Raw genomic sequence first — 22,475 nt, forward strand, 5'->3', positions numbered from 1 at the left:
CCCGATTACCCCAACACGCCGACGTAAAGATTGACATACATCCCGAACATGGATGTGACGAAAATCGACATCATCCCAAGCGCTTGCGTGGTGATGCGGTGGCGGACGAGACGACGGTGTAGCGCTTGGCCTTCGTTCTCTCCGGCGACGATGAGGCGGGCGGTGCGCAGCGACAGCAGCGACAGAATGCTCATCGGCACCAGCAGAAACAGCACGGCTTGCGCGAATTCGATCTTGTAATAGACCGCCAGCACCAGAAGCGCACTCAGCATAAAGCACAGCACGGCCACAACCCAGACCCCGGCGGTTTGCACGATATCCAGCAGGCGGCCGGTGTTGATCCGCACCAGAGTTTCAAGATCGTCCTGCTGCGGGCCGCCTTGACGACGGGCGCGGGAAATCACGTCGAAGGGGATGCCGAGCACCCAATGGCTGGCCGAAGACCACATCACCGCCAGCATGATCCAATACCAAAGGTTCGAAAACGACCGCATGTCGATCAGCTCGAACAGGACTTGATATAAATTCACCTTAAGCCCTCACCTTAAGCCCCGTCTTGGCCTGCGCCCGAATGTCCGCTTGAGACGCAGCTCTTTCCATGTCAGGCAGAGACAGCAACCGCAAGCCTTTTTGCCACCTTCAGGATAGACCGATGCGCCCGATTTCCGCCCCGACCCCGCAGTCTCGTTTTCGCCGCCTGCGCGCCAGCCCGGCCCTGCGCGCCTTGGTGCAAGAGAACACGCTGACGGTGGGCGATCTGATCTGGCCGGTGTTTGTGCGCGAGGGCGTCGGGATTTCCGAGCCGATCCATTCGATGCCGGGGGTGAACCGTTTGTCGCTGGATCTGGTGGTGGCGGCGGCGCGGGACGCAGCAGAGCTGGGCATTCCGGCGATTTGCCTGTTTCCCTACACCGATCCCAGCCTGAAAACCGAAGGTTGCGAAGAGGCGTGGAACCCAGAGAACCTGACCAACCGGGCGATCCGCGCGATCAAGGCGGCGGTGCCGCAGATTGCGGTGATGACCGATGTGGCGCTGGATCCGTATAACAGCAACGGTCACGATGGCTTGGTCCGCGATGGCATCATTCTGAACGACGAGTCCGTTCAAGCTTTGGTGAAGATGGCTTTGGTGCAGGCCGAAGCGGGCGCGGATATTCTGGGGCCGTCGGATATGATGGATGGCCGGATTGGCGCGATCCGGCTGGCGCTGGAGGCGGCAGGCCATACCAACGTGGCGATCATGTCCTATGCGGCGAAATATGCCTCGGCGTTTTATGGCCCGTTCCGCGATGCGGTGGGGGCAAGCGGTGCTTTGAAGGGCGACAAGAAAACCTATCAGATGAACCCGGCCAACAGCGATGAGGCGCTGCGGTTGATCGAGCGTGATCTGCGCGAAGGTGCAGACATGGTGATGGTCAAGCCGGGGATGCCGTATCTGGACATCTGCCAGCGCAGCAAAGCGATGTTTGGCGCGCCGACCTTTGCCTATCAGGTGTCGGGCGAATACGCGATGATCCAGGCTGCGGCGCAGAATGGCTGGATTGATGGCGACAAAGCCATGCTGGAAAGCCTGATGGCGTTCAAACGGGCGGGCTGTGACGGCATCCTGACCTATTTCGCCCCGCGTGTGGCCCGGCTGTTGGGCGGAGCCGCGCTTGCCTGAACCGCAACGGGTGACAACAGGTTTCAACCGCGCTATTGTTTCGTGAACGGGGTCAAAGAACCCCCTATGAGGCATGAGGGCGGATATGACAGAATTTTCCAGACGCGGCTTTCTGGCGCTTACTGGTGTTGGCTTGGTTTCGGCCTGCCAAAGCACCGTGATCGGCAATGGTGTGGGCTCGAATGGCGGCGCGCAGATTGATGCGCGGGTGCGGGAGACGCAGAACTATCTGTTCAGCAACTTCCCAGGTACGCAGCAGTTGGCGAACCGCTCCAGCGGCATTCTGACGATGCCTTTGGTCACTGAAGCGGGCTTTGGCTTTGGCGGCGCTTATGGCCGCGGCGTGCTTGAGGTGCGGGGGGCGAAGGTGGATTACTATTCGGCCACCAAAGCCTCGATCGGCTTCCAGATCGGCGCGCAGCAATACGCGCATATGTTGTTTTTCACCACCGATCAGGCGTTGCAGGATTTCCGCCGTTCGCCCGGATGGGCTGCCAGCGCGGATATTCGCTATGCGACGCCTGACGAGGGCGGCTCGATTGGCAAAGAGACCACCGAGCTGGATCCGGTGATCGCTTTCGTGTTCGGCCAGCAAGGGCTGATGGCGGGGGCAACGCTGGCGGGCGTCAAGTATACCCGGATCATCGTGTAAGCTGCCACGCGTGGGCGTTTGCCCGCGCATTTCAGATCAAAGGGTTAGCGAGTGCCGATCAGCTTTCGTTAACCCTATTTCAGCCGCCGGATCAGGCTGGAGGTATCATTGCGGTTGCCGCCCATCCGCTGCACATCCTTGTAGAACTGATCGACCAAAGCGGTCACCGGCAGAGATGCGCCGATCTGGTCGGCGGCTTCGAGACAGATTTTCAGATCCTTGCGCATCCAATCTACCGCGAAACCGTGATCGAATTTGCCTGTCAGCATGGTTTTGTGACGGTTCATCATTTGCCATGATCCGGCGGCACCCTGGCTGATCACTTCTACCACCGCTTCGCCATCCAGACCCGCTTTCTCGCCAAAAGCCAAAGCCTCGGCCAGCCCCTGCACCAGCCCGGCAATGGCGATCTGGTTCATCATCTTGGCCAACTGCCCTGCCCCGCTTTCGCCCAGACGGCGGCAGATCCGGGCATAGGCGGCGATCACCGGCTCGGCGCGGTCATAGTCCGCTTGCGTGCCACCACACATCACCGACAGCACGCCGTTTTCCGCCCCCGCCTGACCGCCTGATACCGGAGCGTCGACGAAGCCAAGGCCCTGGCCTGCGGCAATAGTAGACAATTCGCGGGTGACAGCTGCCGACACCGTGGTGTGATCAACGAATATCGCGTCCTTCATGCCCGCGAAAGCACCATCATCGCCAAGGCAAATGCTGCGCAGATCGTCATCATTGCCGACGCAAGCCATCACAAATTCGGCATCATTTGCGGCCTCACGTGGGGTCGCTGCGGCAGTGCCGCCATGTTGCGCCACCCAAGCCGCCGATTTCGCCGGATTGCGATTGTAAACAACCACCTGATGGCCCTTGGCGGCCAAATGCCCGGCCATCGGATAGCCCATCACCCCAAGGCCAAGAAACGCCAGTTTTGCCATGATCTTCCGCCCCGCATTGCCCCTATTCTGGCTTTGGACTAGGAAGGCAATCAACCGTTGCCGTCAAGGACTCCGCCCCATGTTGACCGCCTTCCGCTGGCTTTTGCGCATCTTCACCGGGCTGATGGCTTTGGGGCTGCTGGCGGCGGTGCTGGTGTATTATGTGCTGACGCGGTCGCTGCCGGATTACAACGAGGATTTCACCCTGAAGGGCATCACTGCCCCGGTCGAAATCGTGCGCAACAACAACAATGTGCCGCATATTTTCGGCAAAACCGAGCAGGATGTCTATTTCGCGCTGGGGTTCGCCCATGCGCAGGATCGGCTGTGGCAAATGACCATGCTGCGGCGCACGGCACAGGGGCGGCTTTCGGAGATTTTCGGCGCGCGGACGGTGAAGATCGACGAGTTGGTGCGCAGGTTGGACATCTACGGGCTGGCGCAGCAATCGGTGAAAGTGCAGGACGAACGTACGACAGTGGCGCTTCAGTCCTATGCGGCGGGGGTTAACGCTTGGATATCGCAGGTTAATCTGGGCGCGCGTGGCAGGGGTGCGCCAGAGTTTTTCTTCTTTTCCAACGAGATCGCGGCGTGGTCGCCCGCCGATAGCCTGTCGATCCTGAAGCTGATGGCGCTGCAACTTTCGGCCCATCTGGAGGATGAAGTGCTGCGCGCGCAGATGTCGCTGGTGCTGCCTGCCGAGCGTCTGGGCGATATTCTGCCCGATGATCCGGGCCAAGGTGTCGCCGCCCTGCCCGATTATGCCAGCCTGATGCCGGGGGCGTTTCCGGCCGCCACGCGCAAGACCGCCTATGTTGATACACCGCTGTCACCGTTCCATTCCCGTGATTTTGCCGGGGCTTCAAACGCTTGGGCGGCGACACCCGGCAAAGCGGCGGCGGGCGGGTCGCTGTTGGCGAACGACCCGCATCTGGGGCTGACAGCACCGTCGATCTGGTATCTGGCCCGGCTGCAACTGCCGACGGGCGGGGTGATCGGTGGCACGATTCCGGGGATGCCTTTGGTACTGGTCGGGCGGTCGGAGCGCTTGGGTTGGGGGCTGACCTCATCTTATATGGATGATCAGGATGTGGTGATCGAGCGGGTAAACCCGGCCAATGCGCAAGAATATCTGACGCCGGAAGGGCCGAAGAAATTCACCTCGCGGCAGACCATCCTGAACATCAAGGGCGAAGATCCGGTGACGCTGACCCTGCGCTGGTCAGAGGCCGGGCCGATCCTTCCGGGGACGCATTATGATCTGGCCTCGGTCACGCCTGCGGGCTCGGTCGCGGCCTTGGAATGGACGGCGCTGTCGGGGGCGGATACCTCGATGACGGCGGCGATGAAGCTGATGTCGGCGGGCTCGGTGGCTGAGGCGATTGATGCGGGAAAGCTGTTTGTGGCACCGTCGCAAAACCTGATGCTGGTCGATGCCAATGGCATTGCGATGCAGACCATTGGGGCGATGCCGGCGCGTGATCCGGCGCATGCCACCAAAGGCCGGATGCCTGCGCCCGGATGGCAGGGCAAGAACCGCTGGACGGGGATGTTGCCCTACGCCGACAATCCAAGTTTTGTGAACCCCACCAGTGGCTTGCTGGGCAATACCAACAACAAGACGGTGGATCGCGCCTTTCCGTTGCATGTGTCGTTTGAATGGGGCGACACCCAGCGGATTCAGCGCTGGCTGGCGCTGATGAAAACCCGCGCCGTGCATACCCGCGACAGTTTCATCGAGGCGCAGCTGGATACGGTCAGCCCCACCGCGCGCAATATTCTGCCGCTGATCGGCGCGGATCTGTGGTTCACCGGAGAGCCCGCAGCCGAAGGCACGCCCGAGCGGCAAAGGCAGAAGGCCTTGGATTTGCTGGCAAAATGGAATGGCGAGATGAACGAGCATCTGCCCGAACCGCTGATCGCCGAGGCTTGGCTGCGCGCTTTGCAAGACCGGCTGACCCGCGATGAGATCGGGCCTTTGGCCGATGAGTTCAGCCACCCGGAACCGGTGTTCATCGAGCGGGTCTATCGCAACATTGGCGGTGCTTCAGTGTGGTGCGATGTGGTGCAATCGGCCGCGGTCGAGACCTGCACCGACATCGCACGGATCGCTTTGGATCAGGCTTTGCTTGAATTGTCAGAGGTTTATGGCCCGAACATCGAAAGCTGGCGTTGGGGCGACGCGCATCAGGCAACGCATGATCACCCGGTTCTGGGCGATGTGCCGGTGCTGCGCTACTTCGTCAACATCCGGCAATCGACCTCGGGCGGTGACACGACTTTGTTGCGTGGCCGCACCAAAGGCACCGGACCGAACCCCTATCTGAACGTGCATGCGGGCGGCTATCGTGGGGTGTATGATTTCGCCGACCCGGACAGTTCGGTGTTCGTGCAGGCCACCGGGCAATCCGGGCATCCGCTGTCGCGCTTTTATGATGATCTAAGCGAATTGTGGCGGCGTGGCGAATACATTCCGATGTCTCTTGACCCGGAACTGGCGCGAGCGGGGGCTGTGGGCGATATGATCTTGACGCCAGAAGCGCCGCAATAACAATGCATTGCGGCGCGATATTGATGCTTTAGCTGAGCTCCCGGTAGCGTCCCTGCTGCCGTGCGGTCCACAGCACGCTGATGCGCCAACCGTCTTCATCCTGCGTCTCATCCTGCACGATACCGGCCGCATGCAACCACGAGCGCCGCTTGCCTTCGGAGAAACCAAGCGTCAGCACCGCCTGCGATTTCTCTTCCTCGAATGCGGTTGAGACCGCCTCTAGCAGCGCCGCCACACCCTCGCCCGTCAGCGCAGAAACTGGGAAAACCCCTGCCCGATTGGTGGCTTGCACCAGCAACGCCTCACGCTGGCTGGGATCAACCAGATCCAGCTTGTTCCAGACCTCAAACATCGGCACGGCTTTGTTGACGCCCAGCGAGGTCAGAATATCACCCACATCGGCGGCCTGTTCGGCGGTTTCCGGGTGGCTGATGTCGCGGACATGTAGGATCAGATCGGCCTCAAGCACCTCTTCCAGGGTGGCGCGGAAGGCGGCGACCAGTTGGGTGGGCAGTTCGGAAATGAAGCCCACGGTATCGGACGCAATCACTTTGCGGCCAGATGGCAGCACCACGCCGCGCATGGTGGGGTCCAGCGTGGCGAACAGCATGTCCTTGGCCAGAACCTCAGCCCCGGTCATATGGTTAAACAGCGTCGACTTGCCGGCGTTGGTATAGCCCACCAAAGCCACCAGCGGGAACGGCACTTTACGGCGCGAGGCGCGGTGCAACTCGCGGGTTTTCGCAACCCGGTCAAGCTGACGTTTCAGGCGGATAACCTGATCGTCAATCGCACGGCGGTCGGATTCGATCTGCGTCTCCCCCGGACCGCCAACAAAGCCAAAACCGCCGCGTTGGCGTTCAAGATGGGTCCAGGCGCGCACCAGACGGGTGCGCTGATATGACAGCGCCGCGAGTTCAACTTGCAGCACGCCTTCACGGGTACGGGCACGGTCGGCGAAAATCTCAAGGATCAGACCGGTGCGGTCTAACAGTTTGACGCCCCACTCTTTTTCAAGATTGCGCTGCTGCACCGGCGTCACCGGACCATCGACCAGCACCAGATCAATCTCCAGCCCGTTCATCGTGGCTTTGAGGTCTTCGACCTTGCCCGAGCCGAACAGAGTCCCCGGCTGCACCCGTGGCAGGCGCACAACTTCCGCCCCTAAGACCTCAAGTCCGGGCAAGGCGGCCGCCAGACTGACGGCCTCTGCCAGACCATGTTCCGGCAAGCGGCGCGATTTGACCGATTTCAGATCGGGGTGCAACACATAGGCGCGCGTTGGAGCGGCCGCCGTTTCATAGGCGTCGATGCCACCGTCCGCAAATGGCCATTCGTCATCTTCTGGAAGATCAGGGATCAGTCTTCACCTTCATAAAGGTTAACCGGTCCACCCGGCATGATCGTCGAGATCGCATGTTTGTAGACCAGCTGCGATTGACCATCACGGCGCAAGAGCACGCAGAAATTGTCAAACCAAGTGATCACCCCCTGCAACTTTACCCCGTTGATCAGGAAAATCGTCACCGGAACCTTGGATTTCCGGACATGATTGAGAAACGCGTCTTGCAAATTTTGTTTGTCTGCGGCCATTTTTTCTTATCCTTATCGCCAGTCGCACCAAAAGCGCGCCCTTTCGCGCTTTGGTATTTAACTATGTCGCGCAAATTTGGCAGATTCCAGCGCAAAACGTCAGAATCTTCACCGATGTTCCCGATTTGGATTCTTTCTGCAACAGTCTGCTTAGTCTTCGTCCTCGTCATCGCCACGGCCGCCAGATTTCCCGGTGGTGACGACGCCCAAAGACTTCAGTTTGCGGTGCAAGGCCGAGCGTTCCATGCCAACAAACCCTGCGGTGCGGCTGATATTGCCGCCAAAACGGTTGATCTGGGCCAGCAGATACTCGCGTTCAAACACCTCGCGCGCTTCACGCAGCGGCAGCGTGGCCATCGCCCCGCCCAGCACCATGCGCCCGCCCGTATCGGTCGGGGCCTCTTGGCCGGGCAGTTCGCGCGCCTCAATCGGGCCGGTGCCATCGCCCAGGATCAGCACCCGCTCGATCACGTTGCGCAGCTGGCGGATGTTGCCGGGCCATTGCATGGTTTGCAGCATCGCCTCGGCTTCTTCGGTCAATTTGCGTTGCGGCAGGCCTTGAGTGCGGTGGAACATCTCCACGAAAGTCGTTGTTAATTCGGGAATATCCTCGCGCCGCTCTGCCAGCGACGGCACTGCGATTGGCACCACGTTCAGCCGATCATACAGCTCTTGCCGGAAGCGCCCTGCGGAAATTTCCGCGCGCAGATCCCGGCTGGTCGAGGAAATCACCCGCAGATCAACGCGCACCTTGTCAGCGCCGCCGACACGGGTGAATTGCTGATCGGTCAACACACGCAGAATTTTGGCTTGGGTGCCCAGTGGCATCTCGGCCACTTCGTCAAAATAGACAACGCCGCCATGGCCTTGTTCCAAAAGGCCTTTTTCAACACCCCGGTCCGCGGTTTCGCGACCAAACAGCACTTCCTCCATCCGGTCGGCATCAATCGTGGCCGAAGACACCGAAATGAACGGTGCCGAGGCGCGGTTGGAGTTGGTGTGGATGAAGCGCGCCGCCATCTCTTTGCCAGAGCCCGCAGGCCCCGCCAGCATCACCCGACCATTCGACTTGGTGACCTTTTCAAGCTGTGATTTCAACGTTCTGAACGACGGACTTGATCCGATCATCTCGGATGAGGTGACGTCGCGCCTGCGCAGATCGGCATTTTCGCGGCGCAGGCGTGAGGTTTCCATCGCACGGCTGACCACCACCATCAGCTGATCAATGTTGAATGGCTTTTCAATAAAGTCGTAAGCGCCCTGCTTGATCGCGGCGACGGCGATTTCGATGTTTCCATGCCCCGAGATGATCACAATCGGAATATCCGGGTTGTCGCGCTTGACGGTTTTCAGAATGTCGATGCCATCCATCCGGCTGTCTTTCAGCCAGATGTCGAGGATCATCAGGCTGGGCGCTTCGGCGTTGATCTCGGACATGCAATCGTCAGAATTTGCAGCAAGACGAATGGTATAGCCCTCGTCCTTCAGAATATCGCCAATCAGTTCGCGGATGTCTTTTTCGTCGTCAACGATCAGAATATTGCTCATTTTTCCCCCTGGCCCGTTTGGCCCGTGTTGCGCTGCCCCCGCTTGCGCGGTGCCCGAGGCAGACGGATCACCGCCATTGCTCCGGCTTGGGCGTTGTTTTCAAAGACGGGCGCATCTTCAAGTGTCAGCGTACCGCCATGTTCTTCAATGATTTTCTTCACGATCGGCAGACCTAAGCCGGTGCCTTTCTCGCGGGTTGTGACATAGGGTTCAAACAGCCGCGCGCGGTCAGGCGGCAGGCCGATACCATTGTCCATAATGCGGATGACGGCCTCAGACTCGTCCACCGTCAGGCTGACGCGGATCTCTGGCACATGGCCGTCCGGTTTTGATTTTTCATGCAGAGTTTCAATGGCTTCCCCCGCATTCTTAATCAGGTTTGTCAGGGCTTGGCCGATCATGGTGCCGTCAAGTTCCATCATCAGCGGACCTTCGGCCAAGCTGCGGCGGAAGGTAACACTGGGCTGGCCATTTTCTTGCAGCATCACAGCGGCACGCAGCAGCGCCACCAGATCGGTTTCGCGCCGATCCGGTTCGGGCATGCGGGCGAATTTGGAAAACTCATCCACAATGCGGCGCAAGTCATTGGTTTGGCGCACAATAACTTCGGTATACTGATCAAGATCATCCGGGTCTTGCACTTGCGATCTGAACTTGCGCTTGATCCGTTCGGCGGAAAGCTGGATCGGGGTCAGCGGGTTCTTGATTTCATGCGCGATGCGGCGGGCCACATCGCCCCAAGCCGCCATGCGCTGTGCCGAAACCAGTTCGGTCACGTCATCAAAGGCCACCACATAGCCTTCCAACCGCCCGGACTCGCTGCGCCGCACCGACATACGGACCAGCAGGCTTTCCAGCTTGCCCTTGCGGGTCAGCCGCACCTCTTCCTGCACCGCAGAGCCGCCAATGTCGCGCAGGCGTTCAAACAGCGCGGCGAACTCCGGCACGGCGATGGCAAGTGGCACCTCGGCTGCACCATCGGCAAGCTCGAGCAGACGTTCAGCGGCGCGGTTGGCGAAATCAATATCCCCTTCGGCATCCAGACCGATCACGCCCGCAGTGACGTTGGACAGCACGGAATCGAACAGGCGGCGGCGTTGTTCGGTCTGGCGGTGGCTGTCGACCAAAGCATCGCGCTGACCTTTAAGTTGATGCGTCATCTGGTTGAAAACACGCGACAAAGTGGCAATCTCATCATCGCCCTCTTCCTCGATCACCTGCACATCCAGATCGCCCGCGCTGACCCGACCCACCGCATAGGCCAGGCGGCCCACTGGTCGGCTGAGGCGTTCCGCGAACCACAGCCCCATCCAGACCGCAGCCAGCACAAGGATCAGTGCGAAGCCGAGGTAGAGCAGGCCGAAGTTGAACAGCATGGTGCCGCGCTCGGATTCGAGCTGCTGATACAGCCGCACGGTTTCCTTGGTTTCATCCAGCAGCGACAAAATTCCGCCGTCAACGCTGCGCGCGACATAGAGATAGCGGTCGGCGAAGGCATCCAGATGCACCAGCGCGCGGAATTCGTCGTTGGCCCAATCCTGTATCACCACGATTTCGCCCTGTTTGGCGCGGGCAAGTTCTTCGGGTTTCGGCGGCTCGAAATCGAACAGATAGGATCGCTCGCCACGGGTTTTCAGCGTGGCTGCACCGTCGATCAGATAGACCTCTTTCAAACCGCGCTGAATGGCGGCCTGACCTTGGGTCAGGATCGGGCGCACCTGATCGTCTTGCAGGAAAAATGTCTTTTGTTTTGCGATATTCAGAAAAGCCGCCAAGGCGAAAGCATCGTCTTTCAGTGCCTTGGTCTGCTCATCCTCATAGGCCTGTGCGGCCGTCAGCGAGGCCGAGACCACGTTACGGACCCGTTCTGAAAACCAGCCCTCCAGCCCGATGTTCACCGTCAGCACCGCGAACACCGCGACCAGAATCGTCGGCACCAGCGCCACGAAGGCGAATACCCCGGTCAGGCGCAAATGCAGCGCCGAGCCTGCCGATTGCGAGCGGCGATCCGCGATCATCCGCATCACACGCGCCAGCACCAGACCTGCCACCAGCAGGATGTAGACCATATCGACAAGCAGGATCAGCCGCAGATTTTGCGACGAGGCGTCAAGGTTGAACGGCCCAAGCGCCAGAAAAGTGCCCACCGCCAGCATCGGGCCAAGGAAGACAAGGCCGAAGGTCAGCCCATTTTGCACGCGCCGCATCCGGCGCAAGCGCGCCAGTTTGGCCCATGTGAGACTGCGATAAGCGCCTTGCAAGATTCCCCACCCTTTGACGCGGGGAGTGTCGCCCCCGCCACAGCTTTGTGCTTTCCGCGCCACGTTACGCGCAAGGCACTGCTCTGTGGCGGTTTTACATCAGCTTGCGACGCCGTGTCACGCGGATATCGAGATCGGTGATCTTCTTGCGCAAGGTATTGCGGTTGATGCCCAACAGATCGGCACATTTTGCTTGATTGCCGCCGGTGGCGTCGAGGGCGATTTCAATCAAAGGCACCTCCATTTCGCGCAAAATCCGGTCGTAGACGCCTGGCGGCGGCAGTTGCCCGCCGTGCAGATCGAAATAGCGCTGTAAATGTCGCGCGACTGAGGCTGACAATTTTTCGCCGTCCATGCCACCGGATCGGCTGATCTGCACCGGCTGAGTCGCCCCCAAGGCCTGTTCGATCTCGGTCTTCGAGATTTCGGGTTCGGTCGCGGTGACCAGCAAGCGTTTGAGCAGGTTTTCCAACTGACGCACATTGCCCGGCCACGGATAGGCGCGCACGATGGCCATGGCTTCGGGCGAGAGACGGCGTTGCAGGCCCATGTCACGTTCGCCACGGGCAAGAAAGTGCTCGGCGAGCAGCGGGATGTCTTCGACACGTTCGCGCAGCGGCGGCACTTGCAGGGTGACGCCGCCAAGACGATAGAACAGGTCTTTGCGGAAAACCCCGGCCTCCATCTTCTGGCCCAGATCGGCCTGTGAAGTCGCCATGATGCGCGGCGCGTGGTCACCCATCACGTCGAGCATCCGCACAAGCCGGGCCTGCGCGTCTTCGTCGAAATCCGAAACCTCATCCAGCACAAGGCTGCCGCCCTTGGCGCGGGCCAGCAGGGTTGCGATGCCGTCAACGCCCGCCAGATCGGTGGCTTGGGCGGTGATGAAGGGCTGGCTGCGACGATCGGAGAAATCGTGAACGGCACGCGCGATCAGCGATTTTCCGGTGCCGGATTCGCCCGAGATCAGCACGGGCAGATCGGCGTTCATCACGCGGGCGACAAGGCGATACAGCGCCTGCATTGCGGGGGTGCGGCCCACCAAGGGCAGATCATCGCCCATTTCGCGGGGTGCTGCGCTGGGTTTGGGGGCGTGGCGCTTCAAATCCAGCGCACGGGCGGAGCGTTTCATCAGGTCGGGCAGATCGAAGGGCTTCGGCAGGTAGTCAAACGCCTCGGCCTCGGCGGCTTGAATCGCGGTCATTATCGTATTCTGAGCGGAAATCACGATCACCGGCAGGCCGGGGCGCAGCTGGGCAATGCGCGGCAGCGCTTCAAGGCCGTTGCCGTCGGGCATGATCACGTCTGAAATCACCAGATCGCCTTTGCCCTCTTCGACCCAACGCATCAGGGTCATCAGGCTGGAAGTTGCATGCACTTTACACCCGGCGCGGGTCAGCGCCTGGGTCAAAACGGTGCGGATGGTGCGGTCGTCATCGGCGACAAGAATGGTGCCATCCATTTAGTGGGACTCCTCGGGTAGCCCGCGGGGTGCGAGCGGTAGGGAAATGCGGAAAACAGTGCGACCGGGGGCGGAATCAACCGAGATCCAGCCCTCATGGTCAGAGATGATCTTGGAAACCAAGGCGAGGCCAAGGCCGGTGCCATTCTCGCGGCCCGACACAAATGGCTCGAAGATGTCGGTGGCGATACTGGGCGGGATGCCGGGGCCGTCGTCGATGATTTCGACTTGTAGCGGCAAGGTAGAGCCGGAACCGTCCTTGCGGCGGCGGCGCAGAGAGTGGTCATAGAACGTATGCAGACGGATGGTTCCGCCTTTGGAACCAGCAGCTTCCGAGGCGTTCTTCAACAAGTTCAGGAAGACTTGCATCAGCTGATCGTTGTCAGCGAAGGTGGCAGGCAGCGAGGGGTCGTAATCTTCGGTGATGCTCATATGCGCGCCAAACCCGACCAGCGCCGAGCGGCGGGCGCGATCCAGTGCATCATGGATGTTGACAGCGCGACGGGCGGGCGGGCGCAGGTTGCCGAATTGCTCGACCTGTTCCAGCAGTTTGACGATGCGACGGGTCTCTTCGACGATCAGATCGGTCAGTTCCAGATCTTCGGGGCCGAGGCCCATCGCCAGCAGTTGTGCAGCACCAGAGATGCCTGCCAGCGGGTTCTTGATCTCATGCGCCAGCATTTCGGCCATGCCGATGGCGGATTTTGCAGCAGACGTCACCTGCATCGAGCGGCCCAGACGTTCGGCAATCTCGCGCGGGGAAATCAGCAGCAGCACGCAGCCGGGGCTGTCTTGCAGCGGGGCCATTTGCAGCGCGCATTGCACCGGGGCGCGTTCGCCGGTGGTCACGTCGGCTTCGGCGATGAACAAGGGCGATTCGTGGGCATGGACGCGGGCAAGCGCGTCTTCCATCGGGGCGTCGATCGACAAACGATCCAGCAGCGGTTGGCCGACGAGGCTTTTCGATGAGGCGTTCAGGAAGGTTTCGGCCGGGGGATTGACGTCAAGGATCAGCCCGGTGGGGCCGATCAGCAGCGCGGGCAGCGGCAATGAGGCCCAAAGCGCCTGGCCGTTGAAATCGGTCATGCCGCCACCTCGGTTGCCGGGGAAAAGCTGTCGCGGATCAGGTTGCGGACGGTCGCGGGGCTGGTGGCGGTCAGGATCGCCTCGCGGTTGCGGGTGATCTGGGCGGCTTCAAGATACCAGCCGAGATGTTTGCGGGCGACACGGATGCCAAGATCGGGGCCGTAGAATGCCAGCATGTGATCGTAGTGCTCGATCACCAGATCGGCGAGGGCTTCCCCTGTGGGGATCTGCGGCGCGGGCGTGCCGTAAAGCGCGTGCGCGATTTCGGCCAGACGCCACGGCGCACCCTGCGCGCCGCGCCCGACCATGACGCCGTCGGCTTTGGAGAGTGCCAGCGCCTGTTTGGCCGTCGTCACATCGACAATATCGCCATTGGCGATCACCGGCACAGAAACTGCCGCTTTCACCGCAGCAATGGCGGCCCAATCGGCGCTGCCTTTGTAGAACTGGCAGCGGGTGCGGCCGTGGATGGTGATCATCTGCACCCCTGCCCCTTCGGCGGATTTCGCGATTTGTGGAGCGTTCAGCGAAGCATCATCCCAGCCGAGCCGGGTTTTTAGGGTGACAGGAACGCTAACAGCGTTGATCACCGATTCGATCAGCGCGAGCGCCAGTTCGGGTTCCTTCATCAAGGCCGAACCACAAGCGCCATTACCGCCCGCAGCCGTCACCCGTTTCGCCGGGCAGCCCATGTTGATGTCGATGACTTTAGCACCTTGGGCTTCGACATAGCGCGCGGCCTCGGCCATCCAATAGGGATCGCGGCCCGCGAGTTGCACGGAAGTGGCGGCCTCGGAAAACCCCAACTCGGCACGGGCCCGCGCCAAGGGCTGCGCCTTCATCACTTCCTCGGACGCGATCATTTCCGACACCACTAACCCTGCGCCAAAGCGCACCACCATCCGCCGGAATGGCAGATCGGTGATGCCCGCCATCGGTGCCAGAATCACCGGGGGATGCAGAGAGATTGCGCCTAATGACAGGGACATTGCGGCTCCTTTGGGGGAAACATGCGCCCCGGCTGCGGGTTCGCCAAGGGCTGGCCCTCTCGTTTATGCCCTATTTCTAAGCAATGCACAATAATTAGGCGACTATGCTGCATTTCGCGACCAGATTGGCATGGGTTGGGGCAGATTGTCAGAGCGGAAGCAGTCGCTTAGATAAGTGCAAAAGGAAATAGCATGACAACAGCCGCCATCATCACCGCCGCAGGACGCGGGCTGCGCGCCGGCGGGGATATGCCGAAGCAATGGCAGTTGTTGGCCGGGCTTCCGGTGGTGGCGCATGCTTTGGCTGCGTTTGAGGGCATGCTGCGGGTGCTGGTGGTGCATCCAGACGATCGCGCGCGGGCCGAAGCTTTGGGGCTGGATGTGCTGATTGTCGAAGGCGGGGCGTCACGCACGGCTTCGGTGCGCAATGCGTTGGAGGCTTTGGTGGGGCGTGGAGTGGATCACGTCTTGATCCATGACGGCGCGCGGCCGTTGATCTCGGGTGCGGTGATTGGCCGGGTGATCGCGGCCCTCGATCAGTCGGATGGGGCTGCCCCGGCGCTGGCGGTGAGCGATGCCTTGTGGCGCGGTGCGGCGGGGCTGGTGGTGGGCACTGTGCCGCGCGACGGGCTGTTTCGGGCGCAAACACCGCAGGGGTTTCGCTTTGAGGCGATTTTGGCGGCACACCGGGCACATCCGGGCGAGGCCGCCGATGATGTGGCTGTGGCGCGCAGCTATGGTCTGGATGTGGTGATCGTCGCGGGTGACGAGGACAATCTGAAACTGACCTTTCCGGGCGATTTTGCATCGGCAGAGGCGATCTTGAAGGGGCGGCAGATGGATCTGCGGGTGGGCAATGGCTTTGATGTGCATGCGTTTTGTGACGGCGACGGGGTGTGGCTCTGTGGGGTCAAGGTGCCGCATGGCCGCGCGCTGCTGGGCCATTCGGATGCCGATGTTGGCATGCACGCTTTGACGGATGCGATCTATGGTGCTTTGGCCGAGGGCGATATTGGCCGGCATTTCCCGCCGTCTGATCCGCAATGGAAAGGCGCCGAGAGCAAGATCTTCCTAGCCCATGCGATGCGGTTGGCGCGGGCGAAGGGCTTTGCGCTGGCGAATTGCGATGTGACATTGATCTGCGAGCGGCCCAAGATCGGCCCCCATGCCGAGGCGATGCGGGAGGCACTGGCTGCGATCATGCAGGTGGCGGTGGAGCGGATTTCGGTGAAGGCCACGACCTCGGAACGGCTGGGGTTCACCGGACGTGAGGAAGGCATCGCCGCGATGGCAACCTGCGCTTTGGTGCGGGCATGAGGCTGACACGGGTTCTGGCGATCTGGTTTGGCGCGGGGCTGTTGCGGCCCGCGCCGGGAACTTGGGGATCGCTGGTTGCGGTGATCATGGCGCTGCTGATTGATCGGTATCTGGGGTTTCCGGTGCTGCTGGTGGCGACGATTGCCGTCACCGCCTTGGGATTCTGGGCGGTGTCGGTGGAGCTGCGCGATACGCCTTCCGCTGATCCATCCGAGTTTGTGATTGATGAGGTGGCAGGCCAATGGATTGCGCTGCTGTTTTCCTCGGCGGCGTTTTGGTGGCGGGGACATGAGGGCTTTCTGCCCTACCCTGCCCCGATTGCGGCGTTTTTGTTCTTCCGGCTGTTTGACATCTGGAAGCCTTGGCTGGTCGGGCGCGCGGATCGCAGGCATGATCCGGCGGGCGTGATGCTTGACGATCTGTGGGCGGGGCTGTTTGCTGGTCTGGCGACGGTTGTGGCGGCAGCGGCCTATCACATTCCGATGATCTTGATGAGGTGATCCATGACGGCAGAACTGCTGCGGCTTTCGCGCTATTGGGGCTATCGGGTGGCTGTCGCCGAAAGCTGCACCGGTGGCATGGTTGCGGCGGCGCTGACCGAAGTGGCGGGATCGTCAGATATGTTTGACCGTGGTTTCGTGACCTATTCCAATCAGGCAAAGATCGACATGCTGGGGGTGCCTGAGGCCCTGCTGGCAGAGTTTGGCGCGGTATCGGAAGCGGTGGCAGCGGCGATGGCCGAGGGCGCTTTGGCGCATTCAACGGCTGATCTGGCGGTGTCGACCACCGGGATTGCCGGGCCGGGCGGATCAGAGTTCAAGCCCGAGGGGCGGGTATGCTTTGGGTTGGCGGTGAAGGGCAAGGCGGTTGTGGTGGAGACGGTGGAGTTCGGGGCGCTCGGGCGCGACCGGGTGCGGAAGGCTGCACGGGATCATGCTTTGGAGTTGTTGCTGCGGGCGATGGCGTAGGGGGCTCATGCCGGAGTGGGGCCAGCCCCACACCCCGGAATATTTAAGCCAGTCTGAAAGCAAACTTTAGTTAAATTTTATGAACTTATGGTGCCGTAGAGTTTCGCCGCACGGACTTCAAACGCGCGCACCACGCGGGTCATCGCCTCGTTGAACACAAGACCGATCAGGCCCGCGAGGATCGGGTTGCGGAACTCGAAATCCACCTCGAATGAGACAGCGCAGCCGGTTGGCGTGTCGTGAAAGCTCCAGACCGATTTCAGATGTTTGAACGGGCCGTCGATATATTCGGTCAGGATCTTGTTCTCAGCGGGCAGCAGGGTGACGCGGCTGCCGAAACGCTCACGGAAGACCTTGAAGCTGATCACCAGATCGGCCTCCATCACCTCGCCGCCCCCCGCAATGGGAGAGCGCGAGCGGACGCGCGCGGCGGCGGTCCAAGGCAGGAATTCGGGATAGCGCGCGACATCGGCGACAAGATCGTACATTTGTACGGCTTTATATGGCAGCTGTTTGGTCTCATGGTGATGCGGCATGCGTAACCTATCGCGTGACTTGGAAAGAGGTATTGGGTAGAAAACCCTCAGAAATCAAGAGGCCCCCATGCAGACGCGTCCATATGTCATCGACCAAATGATCTCGGCCAAGGCGATTGCGGCGCGGGTCGAGGCTTTGGCCCGCGAGATCACCGCCCATTACAAGGATTGCGACAAGCTGATCGTGGTCGGGCTGCTGCGCGGTTCTTTCGTGTTCATCGCGGATCTGGTGCGCGAAATTGACCTGCCGGTGCAGGTGGATTTTCTGGAGGCGTCGTCTTACGGCGACGAGATGCATTCCAGCCGCGAGGTACGGATTTTGAAGGATCTGCGCGGCGAGATTGCCGGGCAGGATGTGTTGGTGGTGGAGGATATCGTCGATACCGGGTTCACCCTGCATCATGTGAAAAACCTGCTGATGTCGCGCCAGCCGCATCGGCTGGAGGTCTGCGCCTTGCTGGACAAACCCACCCGGCGCGAGGTGGATATCAAGGCAACCTGGACCGGGTTTGAGATCCCTGATGAGTTTGTCGTCGGATATGGCATTGATTTTGCGCAAAGAAACCGCAACCTGCCCTATATCGGCAAAGTGCGGTTTACTGATTGATGAATCCGATCTGGCTGATCCGCATGTCACGCCTTGCACGCCATCCACCGCCGTTGTGGAAGGTGAAACTGGTGCTGGGCGTGATCGTCTTGTGCCTTGTTTTGTTCGGGATCGAGCAGATCTGGGGCTGGCCCGATTGGCTTTCGGTCAATGGCAAAGCCAAGCTGCGCTAGAACTGGCCGCCTGCCGGGTTGGTTCGGAAAGACGCTTCCCAAACGGGCATACTGGTGTAACCTGCGGCAATAATTGGCCAGACCAGAGGGCCAGCACTTCACAAAGGGGACGGCGATGTCTCGACTGCTTTCTGCCTTTCTGGCTGTGGTGCTTCTGGGGTTTGGCGGCTTTCTGCTGCTTTCTGCGCCACAGTCGGTGGATGTTGGCCAGTATGAGGCGCTGACGGGCGATGCGGCCAAGGGCGAGTTGGTGTTCTGGGCGGCCGGATGCGCCTCGTGCCATGCGGCGGCGGATGCCAAGGGGGCGGATGAGCTGGTGCTGACGGGTGGGCAAGAATTTCCCTCGGCGTTTGGCACGTTTCTGGCGCCCAATATCTCGCCCGACGCCACGCAAGGTATCGGCGGCTGGACCTTGGTGGAATTTGCCAATGCGGTGACGTTGGGGGTGGGCCGCGCGGGCGAACATCTGTATCCCGCCCTGCCCTATAACGCCTATAACAAGATGCTGCCGCAGGATGTCGCCGATCTGAAGGCGTTTATGGATGGACTGCCGCCTTCTGCTGAAGCCTCCAAGCCGCATCAGGTTGGCTTTCCGTTCAACATCCGGCGCAGCTTGGGGATCTGGAAGCTGCTGTTTGAGAACACCGATTGGGTGATTGCCGGTGATCTGACCCCCGAGCAAACGCGCGGGCGCTATATTGCCGAGGCGCTGGCGCATTGCGGTGAATGCCACACGCCGCGCAACGCTTTGGGCGGCTTGCAGCGCAGTGCATGGCTGTCGGGCGCGCCTAATCCCAGTGGCAAGGGCCGCATCCCGAATATCACACCGTGGAAGCTGACGTGGAGTGCTGCGGAAGTGGTCGAATATCTGACCTCGGGCTTCACGCCAGAATTTGACTCGGTGGGGGGCCATATGGCGCATGTGGTAGAGAATATGGCAAAGCTGCCAGCGTCGGATCGCCAGGCGGTCGCGGCCTATCTGCAACTTGTGCCAGCGGTGAACTGAATGATCCTGATCGGTCAATATGACAGCCCCTTTGTGCGCCGCGTTGGCATTGCGCTGACGCTGTATGGCATGGCGTTTGAGCATCGCCCGTGGTCGGCCTTTGGCGATGCGGACCTTTTGCGCGCGCTGAACCCGCTGACACGGGTGCCGACATTGGTGCTGGACGATGGCTTTGTGCTGGTCGACAGCCATATGATGCTGGATTATCTCGACGGGCTGGTCGATCAGCCGCTGTTTCCGCGCACCGAGCCTGCGCGCCACCGGGCGCTGAAAGTCGCCGCTTTGGCCTGTGGCTTGGCGGATAAGGCGGTCAGCCTGTTCTATGAACGCGCGATGCATGAGGTGATCTCGCCTGCCTTTGACGCGCGGTGTCGGGCGCAAATTCACGCCGTGCTGCACGCGCTGGAGGCTGATCTGGCCAGCCGTCCCGGCCCCTATTGGTTTGGCGATAAGTTGGGGCATGCCGATATCGCGCTGGGTTGTGCGCTGCGGTTTTTGCGCGAAGCGCATCCCGGCGTCATGGCGGACTTGGATTTTCCAACCCTGATCGCCTTTGCCGATCGGCTGGAACAGACTGCCGTCTTCGCTCAGATCTCGCAGCCGTTTCTGCCGCCGGCTTAAGCGCGGCCCAGTTTCTGCAACCTTGCCTGCCGCAACCGCGCGAAATCGTCGCCGGCGTGGTAGCTAGAGCGCGTCAGCGGCGTGGCCGACACCATCAGGAAGCCTTTGCCGAAGGCGGTTTGCTCGTAGCTTTTGAACTCATCCGGGGTGACGAACCGATCAACCCGGTGGTGTTTCGGCGTTGGTTGCAGATACTGGCCGATGGTCAGGAAATCGACATCTGCGGCGCGCATGTCGTCCATCACCTGATGCACGCCTTGGCGGTCTTCACCCAGACCCACCATGATACCGGATTTGGTGAACAGCGTCGGGTCGAGTTCCTTGACCTTCTGCAGCAGCCGCAACGAGTGGAAATAGCGCGCGCCGGGGCGCACGGTGGGGTAAAGGCCGGGGACGGTTTCAAGGTTGTGGTTGAACACATCCGGGCGGGCCTCGACGACCTTTTCCAAGGCGGAAGGCGGGCATTTCAAGAAATCCGGCGTCAGGATCTCAATCGTGGTGCCGGGCGCACGGTGGCGGATGGCGCGGATGGTCTGGGCGAAATGCTCGGCCCCGCCGTCCGCCAGATCATCGCGGTCCACAGAGGTGATCACCACATGATTGAGGCCGAGTTCGGCCACGGCATGGGCCACCCGCCCCGGCTCGAACGCATCAAGGTTGTTCGGCTTGCCGGTGGCAATGTTGCAGAACGAGCAGCCACGGGTGCAGATATCGCCCATGATCATCATGGTGGCGTGGCCCTGCGACCAGCACTCGCCGACGTTCGGGCAACCGGCTTCTTCGCAAACGGTGACCAGCTTTTTCTCACGCAGAATGTCGCGGGTTTTCTTGTAGCCTTCTGAGGTTGGCGCGCGGACGCGAATCCAATCCGGCTTTTTCGGCTGCGCATTATCGGGCTTATGCGCCTTTTCAGGGTGACGTTGATCCGGCAGCTTGAGATCGCGCAACGGTTTTTCCCCCTGAAACCAACTTGGGTTTACAAATAGTCTGCTAAACAGGGCTTGGCAACGGCGTTCCCGCCGCAGGCCCATGCAACCATAACAAGGGTAAGGGACAGAAAATGACAAAAAAACTGCTAGCCGAAGCTTTGGGAACTTTCATTCTGGTGTTGTTTGGCTGTGGCGCGGCCGTGATCGGTGGCGCGACTGTGGGCTTTACCGGCATTGCGCTGGCCTTTGGGCTGGCGATTATCGCGGCGGCTTACGGGCTTGGCGCGATCTCGGGCGCGCATCTGAACCCGGCGGTTTCTCTGGGCATGGTCGCGGCGGGGCGGATGTCTGCGGCCGATTGCGCAGGCTACGCGGCGGCACAGGTGGCAGGGGCGATCGCGGGGGCTTTGGTGCTGTATTGCATCGCCTCGGGTCAGGCAGAGTATAGCGTCGCGGTGAATGGTCTGGGCCAGAACGGCTATGGTGTGGGCTATCTGGGTGGCTATGCGATGTCGGCGGCGCTGATGTTCGAGTTCGTGATGACCTTCATTTTCGTCACCGTGATTCTGGGCGCAACCGGAGCCGGATCGACGGCGGGCTTTGCGGGCCTTGCTATTGGCTTGACGCTGGCGGCGATCCATCTGGTCGGCATCAACGTCACCGGAGTGTCGGTGAACCCGGCGCGCTCGATCGGGCCTGCGCTGTTTGTCGGCGGCACGGCGCTGTCGCAGCTGTGGCTGTTCATCGTGGCCCCCTTGGCGGGGGGTGCTGTGGCAGGTGTGATCTATAAGCTCGGGCTGACCCGCGCCTGATCGGTTCTGGCGATCCTAGACGGGCGATGGGACACCTTCGCCCGTTTTCTTTTGCGGTTGATCTGGATCAGGGTCGCGATAGGGTCGGCCTGGTTAGAAGGCCGCATGACCATGATTGAACTGACCCTCGCCATCTTCGTGCTGTTGATCACGCCCGGACCGACCAACACCTTGTTGTTTCTGGGCGGGGCCGAGCGTGGCCATCGTGCGGCCCTGTGGCTGATACCGGCCGAGCTTGCGGGCTATCTGGTGGTGGTGGTGCCGCTGACGCTGCTGGGGGCCGCGCTGTTGCACGATGCCCCGCGCGCCCGTGCCGTGGTGGCGATTGCCGCGGGGCTTTGGGTGGCTTGGTTGGCGCTGAAACTGTGGCTGCCGCAAAATCTGCCGAAAGGTGCGTCTGGTGTCAGCGCGGGTTTGGTGTTCACCACCACGATGCTGAACCCGAAGGCGTTGATTTTCGGTCTGGTGCTATTGCCCTCGCCTGATCATCTGGTGGCAAACTTGGGGCTTTTTGCGGCGCTGGTGGTAATCGTGGCGGCAGGTTGGGCGGGATTTGGCGCTTGGTTGGGCGGGATGTCGGGCCACCAAAGCGGGCCGATGTTATGGTTCCGGCGCGGTGCTTCAGTGTGGCTGAGCGTGGTGTCGCTGACGCTGCTGGCAAAGGGTCTGGGAGCTTAAAGGGCGTGCCGGTTGAGGCGTTCAGCCGCCGGGGCGCGCAGGTTTGCACGCCCGTTCGATCCTGAAAACGCTCCACTGGAGCGTTTTC

Annotated in this window: 23 protein-coding genes; 12 read left to right on the forward strand and 11 right to left on the reverse strand. The window is 61.0% G+C overall.

Translation table 11 applies throughout. The annotated features are described in order from the left end of the window. Positions 1–5 precede the first annotated feature (5 nt). On the reverse strand, positions 6–530 hold the full coding sequence (locus U1A24_RS18050; protein WP_322323372.1) for a component of SufBCD complex: 525 nt from the start codon (positions 528–530) through the stop codon (positions 6–8). A gap of 122 nt (positions 531–652) precedes the next feature. Here U1A24_RS18050 and hemB point away from each other — a divergent pair, with 122 nt between their 5' ends. Together hemB and U1A24_RS18060 are read left to right on the forward strand one after the other, a co-directional pair. Continuing rightward, on the forward strand, positions 653–1,663 hold the full coding sequence (hemB, locus tag U1A24_RS18055; RefSeq protein WP_322323373.1) for a porphobilinogen synthase: 1,011 nt from the start codon (positions 653–655) through the stop codon (positions 1,661–1,663). 85 nt (positions 1,664–1,748) lie between these two features. Continuing rightward, the gene (locus tag U1A24_RS18060; RefSeq protein WP_322323374.1) at positions 1,749–2,315 is read left to right on the forward strand and encodes a YSC84-related protein; all 567 of its coding nucleotides are present in this window, start codon (positions 1,749–1,751) and stop codon (positions 2,313–2,315) included. 74 nt (positions 2,316–2,389) lie between these two features. On the opposite strand, the gene U1A24_RS18065 is transcribed toward U1A24_RS18060, so the two are convergent. After that, positions 2,390–3,250: an NAD(P)-dependent oxidoreductase gene (locus U1A24_RS18065; RefSeq protein WP_322323375.1), complete on the reverse strand. Its 861-nt coding sequence runs from the start codon at positions 3,248–3,250 to the stop codon at positions 2,390–2,392. Positions 3,251–3,329: 79 nt separating this feature from the next. Here U1A24_RS18065 and U1A24_RS18070 point away from each other — a divergent pair, with 79 nt between their 5' ends. After that, a complete protein-coding gene (locus U1A24_RS18070; RefSeq protein ID WP_322323376.1) occupies positions 3,330–5,801 on the forward strand; it encodes a penicillin acylase family protein in 2,472 nt (823 codons plus the stop codon). A gap of 28 nt (positions 5,802–5,829) precedes the next feature. Here U1A24_RS18070 and hflX read toward each other — a convergent pair whose 3' ends face one another. From hflX to dusB, 7 genes are all read right to left on the reverse strand, one after another. Then, positions 5,830–7,113 carry a GTPase HflX gene (gene hflX, locus U1A24_RS18075; RefSeq protein WP_322323451.1) on the reverse strand — a complete coding sequence of 428 codons (1,284 nt, stop codon included), beginning with the start codon at positions 7,111–7,113 and terminating at the stop codon, positions 5,830–5,832. A gap of 47 nt (positions 7,114–7,160) precedes the next feature. Then, positions 7,161–7,394, reverse strand: coding sequence for an RNA chaperone Hfq (hfq, locus tag U1A24_RS18080; protein WP_054006118.1), 234 nt, complete (start codon positions 7,392–7,394; stop codon positions 7,161–7,163). A 150-nt stretch (positions 7,395–7,544) separates the two neighbouring features. Next, positions 7,545–8,942 (reverse strand): sigma-54 dependent transcriptional regulator, encoded by a 1,398-nt coding sequence (locus U1A24_RS18085; protein WP_322323377.1) that lies wholly within the window; start codon positions 8,940–8,942, stop codon positions 7,545–7,547. Continuing rightward, a complete protein-coding gene (locus U1A24_RS18090) occupies positions 8,939–11,149 on the reverse strand; it encodes a PAS domain-containing sensor histidine kinase (RefSeq protein WP_322323452.1) in 2,211 nt (736 codons plus the stop codon). The genes U1A24_RS18085 and U1A24_RS18090 overlap by 4 nt, the downstream gene beginning before the upstream one ends. 148 nt (positions 11,150–11,297) lie before the next feature. Then, on the reverse strand, positions 11,298–12,665 hold the full coding sequence (locus U1A24_RS18095; RefSeq protein ID WP_322323378.1) for a response regulator: 1,368 nt from the start codon (positions 12,663–12,665) through the stop codon (positions 11,298–11,300). Further along, entirely contained in the window at positions 12,666–13,751 is a 1,086-nt protein-coding gene (locus U1A24_RS18100) for a two-component system sensor histidine kinase NtrB (RefSeq protein ID WP_322323379.1), read from the reverse strand. Further along, a complete protein-coding gene (gene dusB / locus U1A24_RS18105; RefSeq protein WP_322323380.1) occupies positions 13,748–14,740 on the reverse strand; it encodes a tRNA dihydrouridine synthase DusB in 993 nt (330 codons plus the stop codon). The genes U1A24_RS18100 and dusB overlap by 4 nt, the downstream gene beginning before the upstream one ends. 192 nt (positions 14,741–14,932) lie before the next feature. Here dusB and U1A24_RS18110 point away from each other — a divergent pair, with 192 nt between their 5' ends. From U1A24_RS18110 to U1A24_RS18120, 3 genes are read left to right on the forward strand one after another with little or no spacing between them, the layout of a single operon-like run. Continuing rightward, positions 14,933–16,057, forward strand: coding sequence for a bifunctional 2-C-methyl-D-erythritol 4-phosphate cytidylyltransferase/2-C-methyl-D-erythritol 2,4-cyclodiphosphate synthase (locus U1A24_RS18110; protein WP_322323381.1), 1,125 nt, complete (start codon positions 14,933–14,935; stop codon positions 16,055–16,057). After that, positions 16,054–16,557 carry a phosphatidylglycerophosphatase A gene (locus tag U1A24_RS18115; protein WP_322323382.1) on the forward strand — a complete coding sequence of 168 codons (504 nt, stop codon included), beginning with the start codon at positions 16,054–16,056 and terminating at the stop codon, positions 16,555–16,557. Before U1A24_RS18110 ends, U1A24_RS18115 begins: the two co-directional genes overlap by 4 nt. A 3-nt stretch (positions 16,558–16,560) precedes the next feature. Further along, on the forward strand, positions 16,561–17,025 hold the full coding sequence (locus tag U1A24_RS18120) for a CinA family protein (protein ID WP_322323383.1): 465 nt from the start codon (positions 16,561–16,563) through the stop codon (positions 17,023–17,025). A gap of 77 nt (positions 17,026–17,102) precedes the next feature. Here U1A24_RS18120 and U1A24_RS18125 read toward each other — a convergent pair whose 3' ends face one another. After that, positions 17,103–17,561, reverse strand: coding sequence for a type II toxin-antitoxin system RatA family toxin (locus U1A24_RS18125; protein WP_322323384.1), 459 nt, complete (start codon positions 17,559–17,561; stop codon positions 17,103–17,105). Between the two features lie 67 nt (positions 17,562–17,628). Between U1A24_RS18125 and hpt the strand changes: the two genes are divergently transcribed. The 4 genes from hpt to U1A24_RS18145 all read left to right on the forward strand — a co-directional run bounded on the left by hpt (position 17,629) and on the right by U1A24_RS18145 (position 19,968). Beyond that, positions 17,629–18,168 carry a hypoxanthine phosphoribosyltransferase gene (hpt, locus tag U1A24_RS18130; RefSeq protein WP_322323385.1) on the forward strand — a complete coding sequence of 180 codons (540 nt, stop codon included), beginning with the start codon at positions 17,629–17,631 and terminating at the stop codon, positions 18,166–18,168. Beyond that, a complete protein-coding gene (locus U1A24_RS18135) occupies positions 18,168–18,341 on the forward strand; it encodes a hypothetical protein (protein WP_322323386.1) in 174 nt (57 codons plus the stop codon). Before hpt ends, U1A24_RS18135 begins: the two co-directional genes overlap by 1 nt. Before the next feature lie 115 nt (positions 18,342–18,456). Next, entirely contained in the window at positions 18,457–19,347 is an 891-nt protein-coding gene (locus U1A24_RS18140; RefSeq protein WP_322323387.1) for a cytochrome c, read from the forward strand. Then, the gene (locus U1A24_RS18145) at positions 19,348–19,968 is read left to right on the forward strand and encodes a glutathione S-transferase family protein (protein ID WP_322323388.1); all 621 of its coding nucleotides are present in this window, start codon (positions 19,348–19,350) and stop codon (positions 19,966–19,968) included. Here the strand turns inward: U1A24_RS18145 and lipA are convergent. Beyond that, positions 19,965–20,915, reverse strand: coding sequence for a lipoyl synthase (gene lipA / locus U1A24_RS18150; protein WP_322323389.1), 951 nt, complete (start codon positions 20,913–20,915; stop codon positions 19,965–19,967). The genes U1A24_RS18145 and lipA overlap by 4 nt on opposite strands. Positions 20,916–21,028: 113 nt before the next feature. Here lipA and U1A24_RS18155 point away from each other — a divergent pair, with 113 nt between their 5' ends. After that, on the forward strand, positions 21,029–21,709 hold the full coding sequence (locus tag U1A24_RS18155) for an aquaporin (protein WP_322323390.1): 681 nt from the start codon (positions 21,029–21,031) through the stop codon (positions 21,707–21,709). 105 nt (positions 21,710–21,814) lie between these two features. Beyond that, positions 21,815–22,387: a hypothetical protein gene (locus tag U1A24_RS18160; protein WP_322323391.1), complete on the forward strand. Its 573-nt coding sequence runs from the start codon at positions 21,815–21,817 to the stop codon at positions 22,385–22,387. Positions 22,388–22,475 lie beyond the last annotated feature (88 nt).

The organism is Cypionkella sp., assembly GCF_034376685.1.
In the GTDB taxonomy this organism is placed as follows: domain Bacteria; phylum Pseudomonadota; class Alphaproteobacteria; order Rhodobacterales; family Rhodobacteraceae; genus Cypionkella.

Excerpts from the sequence above, each read along its gene's own strand:
- hemB (WP_322323373.1), top strand. The coding sequence starts at position 653 with ATGCGCCCGATTTCCGCCCCGACCCCGCAGTCTCGTTTTCGCCGCCTG.
- U1A24_RS18060 (WP_322323374.1), top strand. The coding sequence starts at position 1,749 with ATGACAGAATTTTCCAGACGCGGCTTTCTGGCGCTTACTGGTGTTGGC.
- U1A24_RS18065 (WP_322323375.1), bottom strand. The coding sequence starts at position 3,250 with ATGGCAAAACTGGCGTTTCTTGGCCTTGGGGTGATGGGCTATCCGATG.
- U1A24_RS18070 (WP_322323376.1), top strand. The coding sequence starts at position 3,330 with ATGTTGACCGCCTTCCGCTGGCTTTTGCGCATCTTCACCGGGCTGATG.
- hfq (WP_054006118.1), bottom strand. The coding sequence starts at position 7,394 with ATGGCCGCAGACAAACAAAATTTGCAAGACGCGTTTCTCAATCATGTC.
- U1A24_RS18085 (WP_322323377.1), bottom strand. The coding sequence starts at position 8,942 with ATGAGCAATATTCTGATCGTTGACGACGAAAAAGACATCCGCGAACTG.
- U1A24_RS18090 (WP_322323452.1), bottom strand. The coding sequence starts at position 11,149 with ATGCGGCGCGTGCAAAATGGGCTGACCTTCGGCCTTGTCTTCCTTGGC.
- U1A24_RS18095 (WP_322323378.1), bottom strand. The coding sequence starts at position 12,665 with ATGGATGGCACCATTCTTGTCGCCGATGACGACCGCACCATCCGCACC.
- U1A24_RS18100 (WP_322323379.1), bottom strand. The coding sequence starts at position 13,751 with ATGACCGATTTCAACGGCCAGGCGCTTTGGGCCTCATTGCCGCTGCCC.
- dusB (WP_322323380.1), bottom strand. The coding sequence starts at position 14,740 with ATGTCCCTGTCATTAGGCGCAATCTCTCTGCATCCCCCGGTGATTCTG.
- U1A24_RS18110 (WP_322323381.1), top strand. The coding sequence starts at position 14,933 with ATGACAACAGCCGCCATCATCACCGCCGCAGGACGCGGGCTGCGCGCC.
- U1A24_RS18115 (WP_322323382.1), top strand. The coding sequence starts at position 16,054 with ATGAGGCTGACACGGGTTCTGGCGATCTGGTTTGGCGCGGGGCTGTTG.
- U1A24_RS18120 (WP_322323383.1), top strand. The coding sequence starts at position 16,561 with ATGACGGCAGAACTGCTGCGGCTTTCGCGCTATTGGGGCTATCGGGTG.
- U1A24_RS18125 (WP_322323384.1), bottom strand. The coding sequence starts at position 17,561 with ATGCCGCATCACCATGAGACCAAACAGCTGCCATATAAAGCCGTACAA.
- hpt (WP_322323385.1), top strand. The coding sequence starts at position 17,629 with ATGCAGACGCGTCCATATGTCATCGACCAAATGATCTCGGCCAAGGCG.
- U1A24_RS18135 (WP_322323386.1), top strand. The coding sequence starts at position 18,168 with ATGAATCCGATCTGGCTGATCCGCATGTCACGCCTTGCACGCCATCCA.
- U1A24_RS18140 (WP_322323387.1), top strand. The coding sequence starts at position 18,457 with ATGTCTCGACTGCTTTCTGCCTTTCTGGCTGTGGTGCTTCTGGGGTTT.
- U1A24_RS18145 (WP_322323388.1), top strand. The coding sequence starts at position 19,348 with ATGATCCTGATCGGTCAATATGACAGCCCCTTTGTGCGCCGCGTTGGC.
- U1A24_RS18155 (WP_322323390.1), top strand. The coding sequence starts at position 21,029 with ATGACAAAAAAACTGCTAGCCGAAGCTTTGGGAACTTTCATTCTGGTG.
- U1A24_RS18160 (WP_322323391.1), top strand. The coding sequence starts at position 21,815 with ATGACCATGATTGAACTGACCCTCGCCATCTTCGTGCTGTTGATCACG.